Source organism: Streptomyces sp. NPDC002232 (genome assembly GCF_042890295.1).
In the GTDB taxonomy this organism is placed as follows: Bacteria; Actinomycetota; Actinomycetes; order Streptomycetales; family Streptomycetaceae; genus Streptomyces.
On sequence record NZ_JBIARV010000003.1, the window covers coordinates 591,906 to 604,948 of the forward strand.

A 13,043-nucleotide genomic window follows, 5' to 3' on the forward strand; every position below is an offset into this window, starting at 1 on the left:
AAGGTGGGCGTCCGCCGCGCGAGCGGCCCGAACGAGGAGGACCCACCCGTGCCGAAAGGTGTCACCAGGCGCCGGCCCCGCACCCGCGCGGCGCTCCTGAGGGCGGCCCTGGAGACCTTCGCCGAGCACGGCTTCCACGCGACGACCATCGAGCAGATCTGCGAGCGCGCCGGATACACCCGGGGCGCGTACTACTCGAACTTCGCGAGCAAGGAAGAGCTCTTCCTCGCCCTCTTCGACGAGCACAGCGAGCGGACGGTCCGGCGCCTCGCCGACGCCATCGACGCGCTGAGCCCCGAGGAGTACACCCTGACCCGGCTCGCGGAGCTGGCCGCCCGCGTGGACCCGGACGAGCGGGAGTGGTACCTCGTCACCACCGAGTTCACCCTGCACGCCATCCGCGACCGGCAGGCCGCGTGGGTGCTCGCCCGCCACGACGCGCGGCTCCGGGCGGAGATCGCCCGCGGCCTCACGCTCGTCCTGCGCCGCGCCGGACGGGAACTGACCGTGGAGCCCGACCGGTTCGCCCGCCTCCTCATCGCCCTGCGCGAGGGCGGCCTCGCCCAGAGCTACGTGGAGCCCGCGGAGCTGCCGCCGGGCTCGCTGGAGCGGCAGTTCCTCGCCCCCCTCCTGGAGGCCACGACGCGGGAGATCCCCGGCCGGGAGACCCCGGTTCAGTCGAAGAGGTCCGGGTCGGACGCGGTGATCTGATCCCACAGCGGGCGCGCCTGGAACCAGCCGGCCAGGTGCCCGCCGATCTGCCCCCGGGTGAGCAGGGCCGTCGCGCGGTCGATGAGTTGCGGGGTGCCCGCCGCCATGGCGAGGAGCTGCGCCTGGCAGGAGCGCTCCATGGTGACGAACCACCACACGGCCTCGGCGACGGAGTGCCCGACGGTGAGCAGCCCGTGGTTCTTCAGGATGACCGCCTTGAAGTCGCCGAGGGCCTTGGCGACCCGCTCGCCCTCCTCCGTCTCGTTCACCACGCCCCGGTAGTCGTCGTAGATGCCGTGGTCCTCGAAGAACGCGCAGGCGTCCTGGGTGATCGGGTCCAGCGGGATGCCGAGGCTGGAGAAGGCCTTGCCGTGCAGGGAGTGCGAGTGCGCGGCGGCGACCGCGTCGGGACGCGCGGCGTGGACCCGGGAGTGGATGACGAACGCGGCCCGGTTCACGGGCCGGCGGCCTTCGAGCACCGTGCCCTCGTGGTCCACGAGGATCAGGTCCGAGGCCTTGATCTGTGTGAAGCTCATGCCGAAGGGGTTGACCCAGAAGGCGTTCGGGTCGCCGGGGTCGCGGACGGTGATGTGCCCGGCGACGCCCTCCGAGAAGCCGAACCTGCCGAAGATCCGGAACCCGGCGGCGAGCTGCTCCTTGCGGTGGCGGCGTTCCTCCTCGACGGAGTCGAAGGAGGGCGGCAGCGGCACGACGGCGCCCTCGGGCAGCGGTCCGACGGCGGCGGCGAGTGCGGGCGGCACGGTACTCATGACGACTCCTCGGGGTGCGGGGCCGGGACGTACGGCGCGCCAAAAGATACAGAGATGTATCCGATACGACAACGGATCGGCTGCACGGGCGCCGCCCACGGCCCCGAGCCCGGCGCGGTGCTTCGTGCGGGGCCCTCGGGGGTCCCTCGTGCGGTCGCGACGTCAGGCCCCGGGCGCGCCGAATCGACGTCAGGCCCCGGGCGCGCCGAAGCGGGCCAGGTAGTGCCAGACCTTCTTCACGTCCTGCGGGTCGTACCGTCCCGACGAGGCCGCCTCCTGCACGGTCCGGGGGTCGAGCCGCCCGTCGACGGCGATCCGGGCCGCGAGCGCCACGTACTCGGGCCCCCGGAATCCGGGGTGCCGCCGCAGCTCGTCGACGGAGACGTCGAAGCCCGCGTGCCACTCCACGGGGCAGGGCAGCCGCCGGGCGGCCTCCTCCACCTCTGTGCCCCGGTGGCTCGGGTCCAGGACCAGCGCCTCGACGTCCCGCCCGATCACGACGGGTCCGTGGACCTGAGCCTCGACGTAGTCGTCGAGCGGGTCCCCGCCGGCCGCCTCGGCCAGGGCGATCAGCCGCATCCGGGACGCGACGCCGAAGTCCTCCGGCTCCAGGAAGCTGTCCGGATGGCAGAAGGTCGCCCGGTCCACGGCGGCGGCCGTGAGCCGCAGATGGGCCGAGCCGAAGCGGGGTGCCGCTCCGTGCGGACGGCGGCGGAAGTCGAGCGCGCCGTAGACCGGGCGCGTCTCCGCCGGAGCCCCGTCGTAGCACCCGCCGAAGATGCGGCTCTCCCAGCGCCACCGGTCACCGCCGTGGTGGGCGGTGAGGCCGCCGTTGCTCGTGCCGGTGACGAACTGGGAGCGGTACACCCCGTCGTCCGCGAGGCGGTGGAGGAACGTCGGATGGAAGTTGAGGGTGACGCGCAGGGCCGGGTCGAGCGGGGTGCCGGCTGAGCGGGCGGTCACGTGCGCGAGGGCCCGGCGCCCGTGATCATGGAGGGATGTCATCGCGGCAGTCTGCCGGAGCTCCGGGGCTTGCGGCGCGGGGTTTTCGGCCGATACGGTCGGGACGGTGGGGTAAGCGCTTTCTCTCGTGTTCCCCCAGCTCTCGCCCCCTCGCCGTCCCGTCTCGCACCGCCCCGGAGTCCCCGCGTGCCCACCGCCGACGACGTCCTGATCTACACCCGCACGGCGGGATACCGCCACGACTCCATCCCCGCCGGCGCCGCCGCCCTCGCCGAGCTCGCCCGGGGGCTCGGGCGGGCCGTCGAGGTCACCGGGGATCCGGCGGCCTTCGCTCCCGCCCGGCTCGGCCGCTGCGCCGCCGTCGTGCTGCTGTCCACCACCGGGAACGTCCTGACGCCCGAGGGGCGCACCGCCTTCGAGGCGTACCTCCGGGGCGGCGGCGCACTGCTCGCCGTGCACGCCGCCGCCAACGCCGAACCGGACTGGCCCTTCTACGGCGAACTGCTCGGCACCCGGTTCGACGGCCACCCCGAGGTCCAGCCCGGCCGGGTCCTCGTCGACGCCCCCGACCACCCGGCGACCGCTGCGCTCCCGGAGCGCTGGTCCTGGACCGACGAGTGGTACAACTTCACCTCCCACCCGGGGGCCTCGGGCGCCCGGATCCTGGCCCGTGCCGACGAGTCCGCCTACCGGGGCGGCACCCACGGCGACGACCACCCGCTCGTCTGGTGCCGGGAGATCGACCGGGGGCGCGTCTTCTTCACCGCCCTCGGGCACGCCTCCGAGGCCTACCTCGACCCGGCCTTCCGCGCCCACCTCTCCGGGGCCCTGGCCTGGCTCACCGGCCCGCCCTCGCCCTCCTGAGACCGCCGCCCGGGGTCACCCCACCGCCCCGCCCCTGTTGCGCCGGCGCCCAGGGAGCGGAAGGTTGCAGACGGGGGCCGAGGGCAGGAGGAGGAACGTCATGGCCATCGCCACCGTGAACCCCGCGACCGGCGAGACGCTGCGCACGTACGAGGCCCACGGGCCCGAGGAGGTCGAGCGGCGCGTCGCCGCCGCCCACGCGGCGTACCGCCAGTACCGCACGACGCCCTTCGCCGAACGCTCCCGGCTCCTGCGCGCCGCCGCGACCCTCCTCGACGAGGACAACGAGGACATCGCCCGCACGATGACCACCGAGATGGGCAAGCCCATCGCCGCCTCCCGCGCGGAGGCGGCGAAGTGCGCCAAGGCCATGCGCTGGTACGCCAAGAACGCCGAGGAACTGCTCGCCGACGAGCACCCGGCCGAGAGCGACGTCCAGGACTCCGGCGCGGACCGGGCCCGGGTCCACTACCGGCCCCTCGGGCCCATCCTCGCCGTCATGCCGTGGAACTTCCCGCTCTGGCAGGTGATCCGCTTCGCCGCGCCCGCGCTCATGGCCGGCAACACCGGCCTGCTCAAACACGCCTCCAACGTCCCGAGGACCGCCCTCTACCTGGGCGACCTCTTCCGCCGGGCCGGCTATCCCGACGGCTGCTTCCAGACCCTCCTCATCGGCTCCCGCGAGGTCGAGGGCGTCCTCCGCGACCCCCGGGTGGTGGCCGCCACCCTCACCGGCAGCGAACCCGCGGGCCGGGCCGTCGCCGCCGTCGCGGGCGACGAGGTGAAGAAGACCGTCCTGGAGCTCGGCGGCAGCGACCCGTTCATCGTCATGCCCTCCGCCGACATCGTCGGGGCGGTGAAGACGGCCGTCACCGCGCGCGTGCAGAACAACGGCCAGTCCTGCATCGCCGCCAAGCGGTTCATCGTCCACCGGGACGTGTACGACGACTTCTCCGAGCGCTTCACCGCCGCCATGAACGCCCTCACCGTCGGCGACCCCCTCGACGAGTCGACCGACGTCGGTCCGCTCGCCACCGAGCAGGGCCGGGCCGACCTGGAGGCGCTCGTCGACGACGCCGTGGCGCGCGGCGCCACCGCCCTCTGCGGCGGACGGCGCCCCGAGGAGCCCGAGCTGCGGAACGGCTGGTACTACCGGCCCACCGTCCTCACCGGCATCACCCCGCAGATGCGGATCCACCAGGAGGAGGCCTTCGGGCCGGTCGCCACGGTCTACGCGGTCGGCGACATCGAGGAGGCCGTGGCCGTCGCCAACGACTCCCCGTTCGGGCTCAGTTCCAACGTGTGGACGCGCTCCTCGGACGACGTGGCACTCTTCGTACGCGACCTGGAGGCAGGCGGCGTCTTCGTCAACGGCATGACCGCCTCGCACCCCGCCCTGCCCTTCGGCGGGATCAAGCGCTCGGGCTACGGCCGCGAACTGTCCGGTCACGGCATCCGCGAGTTCTGCAACGCGACCACGGTCTGGCAGCGCGCCTGACCGCTTGACGGCCAGGCCCGCTCGGTTGGCCGCCCGGGGCAACACGCTCCGGGGCGGCCGACGGTCCCGGACGCCCCGCCCGACCCGCCCCCGACCCGCCTCGCGCCCCACAGCGCGCCCGCCCCCGACCCGTCGCGCCCTACGGCGCGCCCGCGCCCGACCCGCTCCTCGCCCCACCGCGTGCCCGCGCCCGGCCGGACCCGTCAGCCCGCCGTCCACTCCAGCAGGCGTTCCGCCGGCCAGGTGTTGACCACCCGGTCCGGCGGCACCCCGCACTCCTCCGCCCGCGCGCACCCCAGGATCTGCCACTCCAGCTGGCCCGGCGCGTGGGCGTCCGTGTCGACGGCGAAGTACGTGCCCGCCGCGACCGCCAGCCGCAGCAGCCGCCGCGGTGGATCGAGGCGCTCCGGGCGGCTGTTGATCTCCACCGCCGTACCCGACTCGGCACACGCGGCGAAGACGCGCTCCGCGTCGAACTCGGACTCCGGCCGCAGCCGCCCGCCCGCCACCAACCGCCCGGTGCAGTGCCCGAGGACGTCCAACAGCGGGTTGCGCACCGCCCGTTCCAGGCGCCGGGTCATCGACCGGGCGTCCATCCGCAGCTTCGAGTGGACCGAGCCGACCACCAGATCGAGCCGGGCGAGCAGCTCCGGCTCCTGGTCGAGCGAACCGTCTTCCAGGATGTCGCACTCGATCCCGGTCAGGAGCCGGAAGGGCGCCCACTCCTCGTTGAGCCGCGCCACCACGTCCAGTTGCTCCCGCAGGCGCTCCGGCGACAGGCCCCGCGCCACCGTGAGCCTCGGCGAGTGGTCGGTGAGCACCGCCCATTCGTGCCCGAGCGCCGCCGCCGCACGGCCCATGTCCTCGATCGTGGCGCCGCCGTCGGACCAGTCCGAGTGCAGGTGGCAGTCGCCGCGCAGGGCCGCCCGCAGCGACTCGCCGCCCCGCCCGTCGCCGTCCGCCGGGCCCAGCGAGGCCTCCAGCTCCTCCTCCAGACGCGCCAGGTACTCCGGCACCCGGCCCTCCAGGGCCTCGCGCACCACCGCCGCCGTCTTCGGGCCGACGCCCTTCATCGACTCCAGCGTGCCGGCCGCCGCGCGCCGGGCCGCCTCGCCCTCCGGCAGGGCGGCGACGGCGGCCGAGGCCGTGCGGAAGGCACGCGCCCGGTAGCCGGGCGCCTGGGCGCGTTCGAGCAGGAACGCGATGCGGTTCAGGGCGGCCACGGGATCCACGGCGACCTCCTCACGCGCGGCCCGGGGCGGACTCCGCCGCCACCTGCGCCGGTCCGATCTCGCACCACACCGCCTTGCCCTCGCCGCGCGGCTCCACGCCCCACCGGGACGCCAGCGCGTCGAGCAGGAGGAGCCCGCGCCCCGAGGTGGCCGCCTCGCCGGGGGTACGGCGCCGGGGCCAGGCGCTCGACCGGTCCTGCACCGAGAGCCGGACCCGCCGCACCGGCTCGGGCAGCACCTCCAGGGTCAGTACGGCCCCGCCCTCGGTGTGCAGCAGGACGTTCACGAGGAGCTCGCCCGTCAACAGCTCGGCGTCGTCCGCGAGTTCCTCCATGCCCCAGTCGCGGAGCGCCTGCCCCACCGCCGCGCGCGCGTCCGAGAGGCCCTGCGGGTCGGCCTGGTGGATGTACTGGTGGATGCGCGGCGCCCGGGGCGTGCCCGGATCGGGGCTGCGGCGGAGCACCAGGAGCGCCACGTCGTCACCCGAGCCCCACCGCTCCCAGAGGCTCTCGGAGAGGTGGTCGGCGAGGGCCTCCGCCTGCGGCGGGCCGCTGCCGATCGCGTTCGAGAGCGCGGCGAGCCCGGACGCGATGTCCGTGCCGGGCTGCTCGACGAGGCCATCCGTGCAGAGCACCAGCGTCTCGCCGGGCACGAGGTCGAGCCGGGTCTCCGGGAACTCCTCCTCCCCGAACACCGTCGCCAGGCCCAGCGGAAGCCCGCCCCGCAGCTTGGGCTGTCCGACCCGGCCGTCCGTGTGCCGGATCAGCGGATCGAGGTGCCCGGCCCGCACGGCGCGCAGCGTGCCGCTCGCCAGGTCCACCTGCGCGTACGTGCACGTCGCGAAGCGGTTGGTGTCCAGCTCGGCGAGGAACCGCGAGGCCCGGGCCAGAACGGTCGACGGGGCGTGGCCCTCGCCGGCGTACGCCCGCAGCGCGATCCGCAGCTGCCCCATGATGGCGGCGGCGTGCGTGTCGTGACCCTGGACGTCGCCGACGACGATCCCGACCCGGCCGCGGGGCAGCGGGATCACGTCGTACCAGTCGCCGCCGACCTGCCGTCCGCTCCACGCCGCGTGGTACCGGACGGCGATCTCCCCGCCGTTGAACTGCGGGATCCTGCGCGGCAGCATGGTGGCCTGGAGCCCGGTCGCCAGCTCCCGCTCCTCGTCGAAGAGGATCGCCCGCTGGAGCGACTGGGCGACGATCGCCGCGAGACCGAGGGCGAGGTTGCGCTCGTCGGCGTTGAACGAGGTGCGGCCCCGGTAGAAGAGCGCCATGCCGCCCAGCGACCGCGCCTGCGCCACCAGCGGGAGGTAGCAGGCCGCCCGGAAGTCGAGCCGGGCCACGTACGGGGCGAGCTCGGGGAAGTCCCGGCCCAGCGAGGGGAAGGAGGAGACGAAGCGGGGCCGCCCGCTCAGGACCGCGTCCGCCAGGGGCAGCTTCCGGTCGAGGCGGCGGCTGCGGAAGTCGTTGAGGATGTCGAGGGATTCGCCGCTGAGCGCGATGATGTTGAGCGAACCGTTCTCCACGAGACCGAGCGCGAGACCGTCGGCGCCGAGCCGGGCCAGACCGCCCGGACCCGTCAGGGCGGCCGTCACGTCGTCCACGGTCACCGCGCGCGACAGCGCGTTCGTCGTCCGCTCGACGATGCTCGTCTGGACCTCGCGGCGCTTCTCCAGCTCCTGGACGAAGGCGACGTGCGCGACCTCGGCGGTCGTGTCCCGCACGACCCCGACGATCCGCCGGGCCCGGCCGTCCGCCGAGCGCAGGATCCGCGCCTGCACGTGGGTCCAGTGGGGTGAACCGTCGGCCTGCTGGATGGGGAAGTGCGCCGTGTACGACACCGCGCCGCCCCTGACCGCCGTCCGGACGACACCCTCCAGCTTGGCCCGCTCGTCGGGCGCCAGACGCGTCACGAGCGTCACCGGGCGGCCGTCGTAGGCGTCCGGGGCCACGCCGAAGAGCAGCAGCCCCGACTCGTCGACATCGATGGTGCCCGTGTCGAGATCCCAGTCGAAGCTGCCGGTCCGGTTCATGGCGAGCCACTCGGCGGGCCCGATCTCGCCACTGCGCGCATGCCGGTCGTCATCGGTCATCCTCCCCATTGTCGAACCCGCACCCCGTGGACGCCATGGCGATGACACGGCGTGGCGCGAGTTCGCCGCGTCCGCTCGCGGGGGCGGGCTCGGCGAGGGGGGCGGGAGCCGGGTGGGCCGCGACGTGGAGGCGGGAGCCGCGTGGGCCCGGACCCACGACGGCCTCGGCCCGGAGGCCCCGACGGCCCGGCCGCGGCCGGGCCGGCTCCCGGCCGCCCCTCCCCGGACTCCGGGCAGGTGGCCGTGACGGGCAGAATGGGCCGGTGCAGCCGTCCTACCGTGTTCTCGGTCCGTGCCAGGCATTCCGTACCGACGACGGAACCGAGGCCGTCCTGAGCGGCGCCCGGCTCAGGGCCCTGCTCACCGCGCTCGCCTCGGCCGGCGGACGGGCCGTCGGTCCCGGCGCGCTCGTCGACCAGGTGTGGGCGGACGACGACCAGGACCGTACGGCGGCGCTCCAGGCCCTCGTCGGCCGGCTGCGCCGCGCGCTCGGCCGTGAGGCCGTCGTCTCCGCGCCCGGCGGTGGATACCGGCTCGCCGCCGGGCCGGACGCTGTCGACCTGCACCGCTTCGAACGGCTCGCCGCGGAGGGCGCCGCCGCCCTCGCCGCCGGGCAGGCCGAACGCGCCGTCGCCCTCCTCGACGAAGCCCTCGGACTGTGGCGCGGACCCGCCCTCGCGGACCTCCCCGGCCGCGACGCCGAGCCCCTGGTCGTACGGGTCGAGCAGCGGCACGCCCAGGCGCGACGCGACCGGCTCGCCGCCGACCTGGCACTCGGGCGGGCCGCCGCCGTGCTCGCGCCCCTCGCCGCGCTCGCGGCCGGACAGCCCCTCGACGAACCCCTCCAGGCGCTGCGCATCCGCGCGCTGCGGGCCGCCGGACGGCCGGCCGAGGCCCTCGCGGTGTACGAGGAGGTGCGCGTCGCCCTCGCGGACCGCCTCGGCACCGACCCCGGGCCGGAACTGCGCTCCCTGCACGCCGGGCTCCTCTCGGAGGAGGCCCCCGACCCCGCCCCGCCGCCGACGTCGGGCACCCTCCCGGCCCGCCTGACCTCGTTCATCGGCCGGGACGGCGAACTGGCCGCGCTCGCCGCCGGCTGGGCGGGGCGGCGGCTCGTCACGCTGACCGGGCCGGGCGGCGTGGGCAAGACGCGGCTCGCCCTGGAGGCGGCCGGGACGTACGAGGGCCCCGTCCACCTCGCCGAACTCGCCTTCGTACGCGAGGAGTCCACGGTCGCCGCCGCCGTCCTCACCGCGCTCGGGGCCCGCGACACCCAGCTCTGGCACACGCCCGCCGTCGACCGGGCCGGACCCGGGGGCCGCTTCGCCGAGCTCGTCGAGCACTGCGCCGGGCGCCGGATGCTGCTGGTCCTCGACAACTGCGAGCACGTCGTCGCCGAGGCGGCGGAGCTCGCGCAGGCGCTCCTCACGCGCTGTCCCGGCGTGACGGTCCTCGCGACGAGCCGGGAGCCCCTGGGGGTGCCGGGGGAGGAGGTGCGGCCCCTGGGGCCGCTGCCCGGGGACATGGCGCTGCGGCTCCTCGAGGAGCGGGGCGCGGCGGCCCGCCCCGGGTTCGACCCGGCGGGGGACCCGGAGGCCGCGGAGGAGGTGTGCCGCAGGCTGGACGGGCTGCCGCTGGCCATCGAACTGGCGGCGGCCCGGCTGCGGATCCTCTCGGTCCGTCAGATCGCGGACCGGCTCGACGACCGGTTCCGGTTGCTGACCTCGGGCGCGCGGACCCTGCTGCCGCGCCAGCAGACGCTGCGGGCGGTGGTGGACTGGTCCTGGGACCTCCTCGTCGCGTCCGAACGGGCGGTGCTCCGGAGGCTCGCGGTGTTCGCGGGCGGGTGCGAACTGGCGGCGGCGGAGGCGGTGTGCGCGGACGGCCCGGGAGCGCCGCCCGCGCCGCCCGGCGCCGCCCTCGATGTGCTCGGCACCCTCGGCTCCCTCGTCGACAAGTCGCTCGTCGTGGCCGCCCCGGACGGGGGCGGGATGCGCTTCCGGCTCCTGGAGACCGTCGCCGAGTACGCGGGGGAGCGGCTCGACGAGGCCGGGGAGCGGGCGGCGGCCGAGCGCCGGCACCTCACGTACCACCGGGAGCTCGCCCGGCGGACCGACCCGGAGCTGCGCGGTCCCGGCCAGGTGGCCGCCGTCGCCCGCCTGGAGCTGGAGCACGACAACCTGCGCGGCGCCCTGCGGACGGCCGTCGCGCTCGGCGAGGAGCAGGAGGCGCTCTGCCTCGTCCACGCGCTCAGCTGGTTCTGGCAGCTCCGCAACCACCAGGCCGAGGCCCGCACCTGGGCCGTCGAGGCCTGCCGTCTGGGCCCCGACCCCTTCCGGGAGCCCGTCCGCCCCGCCGGACCGCTGGAGGGCCGGTGTCTGGACGTGCCGCCGCCGTGGAGCGGCGAGCGGCTGTGGGAGGCGCGGCGCGGCGGGCGGATGTACGCGCTCGCGAGCGAGGGGGGCGGCACCGAGGGCGAGACCGTCCTCGAACGGCCCGAGACCCGCGCCCGGCTCTCCGCCCTGGTCGCCGCGTACCGTCCCGGCCTCCCGCAGACCTCCCGGCAGCCGGGCACGATGTGGTACTTCGCCCGGCTCATGACCGGTGAGCTCACCGGACTCGACGAGACGCTGACGCTGGTCGTGGACGCCTGCCGCGCCCAGGGGCCCGGCTGGGACCTGGGGTTCGCGCTCCTCATGCGGGCCAAGCTGGCGGGTCACGGGACCGACGCCGGCGAGGCGCTCGTCCACTTCGAGGCCGCCGGGGACTCCTGGGGCATCGCGGAGTCCCTCGCGGCCCGGGGCGAGGTCCACGAGCGGGAGGACCGGCTCGCCGAGGCCGCCGCCGACCTCGAGCGGGCGGCCGAGGCCGCCGCCCGGGTCGGCGCCCGCTCCCAGGTGCCCGTCTTCACGGCCCGCCTCGCGGCCGTACGGCTCCGCCTCGCCCCTGAGGGCGACGCGGTGGCCGAACGGCTCCTGGTGGCGGCGGCCGACGAGAGCGGGCAGTGGGGCGCGGAGGCCGCCGGCACCGGCCGGCTCCTGCTCGCCCAGCACTACGGCCACACCGGTCGCACCCGTCTCGCCCGTGCGCAGATCGATCTGCTGGAGGAGGAGTTCGGCAAGGTCACCCCCGCGCTGTTCTGGGGCCTGGCCGGCGGGACGCGGGCGTGGCTCGACTGCCTCGACGGCGACCACGACCGGGCCCTGGAGCGGCTCGCGCGGGCCGTCGTCGACATCGAGTCCCTCGCGCACCTGGTCGCCCCGCACCTCGTCGTCGCCCAGTTCGCGACGGCGGCCTGGGCCCGGGGCGGACGCGGGCGGCCGGGCGACGCCGGGACGGGCGCGCGGCTCCTGGGGGCGTACGACGCGCACGCCGTCGCCGACACCGGCGGCGGGTTCCGGCCGTTCACGCCGAGGACCGAGGCCGCGATCCGGGCGCGCGCCGAGACCGTGCTCCGCGCGGCGACGTCCCCGGAGGCGTACACCCGCCGGTACGAGGAGGGCACGGCTCTCTCCGTCCGGGCCGCCGCCGACCTCGTCCGCGCCCCGGCGGACGACACGCCCTAGCCGAGCGACAGGCGCTCGCGCGCCTCGGCCAGGTCCTCCGGGGTCGGCGCGTCGTCCTGGGCGAGGCGGCGCCGCCAGTACCCGCTGAAGTGCACCGAGCGCCGGTCGACACCCCGCTCCTCGACGAGGTGGCGCCGCAGCCCGCGCACCGCCGAGGCCTCGCCGGCGAGCCAGACGTACGGCCGGCCGGGCGGCAGCCGGTCCGCCCGCACCGCCCCGGCCGCCGAGTCGCCGTCGCGCAGGAGGCGCATGGTCAGATCGCCCGCCGTCGGCAGCGGCTGCTCCTCGGCCGGGTCGGGGAGCTGGAGGTACGCGAGGGCCCGCTGCCCCGGCGGGAGCGCGGCGACGACGGTGGCCAGCGCGGGGAGGGCGCAGGCGTCGGCGTACAGGAGCGTCCAGTCGCCCGCGCCCGGGTCGACGGTGACCGCGAAGGCCGCCGACGGGCCGAACATGCCCAGGACGTCGCCGGGGCGCGCCGAGCGGGCCCAGCGCGTCGCGGGGCCCTCGTCCTCGGCGTCCCCGTGGAGGTGGAAGTCGACGTCGACGGTTCCGGCCGCCGGGTCGTGGGCGCGGAGGGTGTAGCTCCGCATCCACGGACGGTCGGCCTCGGGGAGCGCAGCGTAGGCCCCGTACCAGCGCATCGCGTCGTCACCGGGACCGGGCACCGGCAGTACCGGCTCCGTCCGGCCAGGACGGGGGAAGAACAGCTTCACCTGCTGGTCGGGGCCCGCGAGGGCGAAGCCGTCGAGGCCCGGGCCGCCGAGGGTGACCCGGCGCATGCGCGGGGTGACCGGGCGGACGGCGGTGACCGTCATGCGGTGCAGGGGCAGGGACGCGGATGGGCGCTGGGTCATCGGGGGCTCCTCGGTCGGCGGGTCCGGGCCCCCACCCTCCCCGGGCCGGCCGACACGCCGTCGACAGGCCGTCGACACGGGAGGTCCGCGGTCCCGGATGCGCGCGCGGGGAGCGGACACGAGAATGGCGAGTGCCGGACGCACACGTAGGAGGCGGCATGAACGCTGAGCCCGACAAGACGTCCCAGGGGGACATCCCGACGCCCGACCGGCTGCTGCACACAGGGTCGGAGGGCGAATTCACGCCGGAGGACGTGGTCCTCGCCTCCGGCCGTGACGTGAATCCGAAGAATCTCGCCTGGGCGGAACGCCGCATGGCCGAGAAGGGCCGCGCCTGCATGGACGAGCTCCTGCCCTAGGAACAAGCTGCCCGCTCACCCTCCCGCACGCCCCGGTTCGGTCGCCCGAGCCGGGGCCGCGGACGTTCCGGGCGCTCCCGAGGCTTCCGCATTTGTGGAACACGTTCTACCGTGGCCGCCGTCGCGCGTCG

General features: G+C 75.9%; 10 protein-coding genes. 5 read left to right on the forward strand and 5 right to left on the reverse strand.

Translation table 11 applies throughout. From position 1 onward, the window contains the following. Positions 1-48 precede the first annotated feature (48 nt). Positions 49-711, forward strand: a complete 663-nt coding sequence (locus ACFYXU_RS15190; RefSeq protein WP_376514850.1) for a TetR/AcrR family transcriptional regulator — start codon at positions 49-51, stop codon at positions 709-711. Here ACFYXU_RS15190 and ACFYXU_RS15195 read toward each other — a convergent pair. Together ACFYXU_RS15195 and ACFYXU_RS15200 are read right to left on the reverse strand one after the other, a co-directional pair. Beyond that, positions 675-1,481: a class II aldolase/adducin family protein gene (locus tag ACFYXU_RS15195; protein ID WP_389406625.1), complete on the reverse strand. Its 807-nt coding sequence runs from the start codon at positions 1,479-1,481 to the stop codon at positions 675-677. The genes ACFYXU_RS15190 and ACFYXU_RS15195 overlap by 37 nt on opposite strands. A gap of 189 nt (positions 1,482-1,670) precedes the next feature. Then, entirely contained in the window at positions 1,671-2,486 is an 816-nt protein-coding gene (locus ACFYXU_RS15200) for a DUF3626 domain-containing protein (RefSeq protein WP_389457955.1), read from the reverse strand. A gap of 144 nt (positions 2,487-2,630) precedes the next feature. On the opposite strand from ACFYXU_RS15200, the gene ACFYXU_RS15205 reads away from it, so the two are divergent. Both ACFYXU_RS15205 and ACFYXU_RS15210 read left to right on the forward strand, forming a co-directional pair. Next, on the forward strand, positions 2,631-3,308 hold the full coding sequence (locus ACFYXU_RS15205) for a ThuA domain-containing protein (protein WP_389457957.1): 678 nt from the start codon (positions 2,631-2,633) through the stop codon (positions 3,306-3,308). Positions 3,309-3,408: 100 nt separating this feature from the next. Then, positions 3,409-4,806 carry an NADP-dependent succinic semialdehyde dehydrogenase gene (locus ACFYXU_RS15210; protein ID WP_389457959.1) on the forward strand — a complete coding sequence of 466 codons (1,398 nt, stop codon included), beginning with the start codon at positions 3,409-3,411 and terminating at the stop codon, positions 4,804-4,806. A gap of 203 nt (positions 4,807-5,009) precedes the next feature. Here the strand turns inward: ACFYXU_RS15210 and ACFYXU_RS15215 are convergent, their stop codons facing one another. Together ACFYXU_RS15215 and ACFYXU_RS15220 are read right to left on the reverse strand one after the other, a co-directional pair. After that, positions 5,010-6,038, reverse strand: coding sequence for a PHP domain-containing protein (locus tag ACFYXU_RS15215; protein ID WP_389406628.1), 1,029 nt, complete (start codon positions 6,036-6,038; stop codon positions 5,010-5,012). Positions 6,039-6,048: 10 nt separating this feature from the next. Continuing rightward, complete coding sequence (locus ACFYXU_RS15220; RefSeq protein ID WP_376514841.1) at positions 6,049-8,133, reverse strand: SpoIIE family protein phosphatase; 2,085 nt, start codon at positions 8,131-8,133, stop codon at positions 6,049-6,051. A 263-nt stretch (positions 8,134-8,396) separates the two neighbouring features. Between ACFYXU_RS15220 and ACFYXU_RS15225 the strand changes: the two genes are divergently transcribed. Then, a complete protein-coding gene (locus ACFYXU_RS15225; RefSeq protein ID WP_389457961.1) occupies positions 8,397-11,699 on the forward strand; it encodes a BTAD domain-containing putative transcriptional regulator in 3,303 nt (1,100 codons plus the stop codon). On the opposite strand, the gene ACFYXU_RS15230 is transcribed toward ACFYXU_RS15225, so the two are convergent. Next, a complete protein-coding gene (locus ACFYXU_RS15230; RefSeq protein WP_389406630.1) occupies positions 11,696-12,553 on the reverse strand; it encodes a siderophore-interacting protein in 858 nt (285 codons plus the stop codon). The two genes, ACFYXU_RS15225 and ACFYXU_RS15230, sit on opposite strands and share 4 nt — an antisense overlap. Positions 12,554-12,711: 158 nt before the next feature. On the opposite strand from ACFYXU_RS15230, the gene ACFYXU_RS15235 reads away from it, so the two are divergent. Then, positions 12,712-12,912, forward strand: a complete 201-nt coding sequence (locus ACFYXU_RS15235) for a hypothetical protein (protein WP_329852849.1) — start codon at positions 12,712-12,714, stop codon at positions 12,910-12,912. Positions 12,913-13,043: the final 131 nt, after the last annotated feature.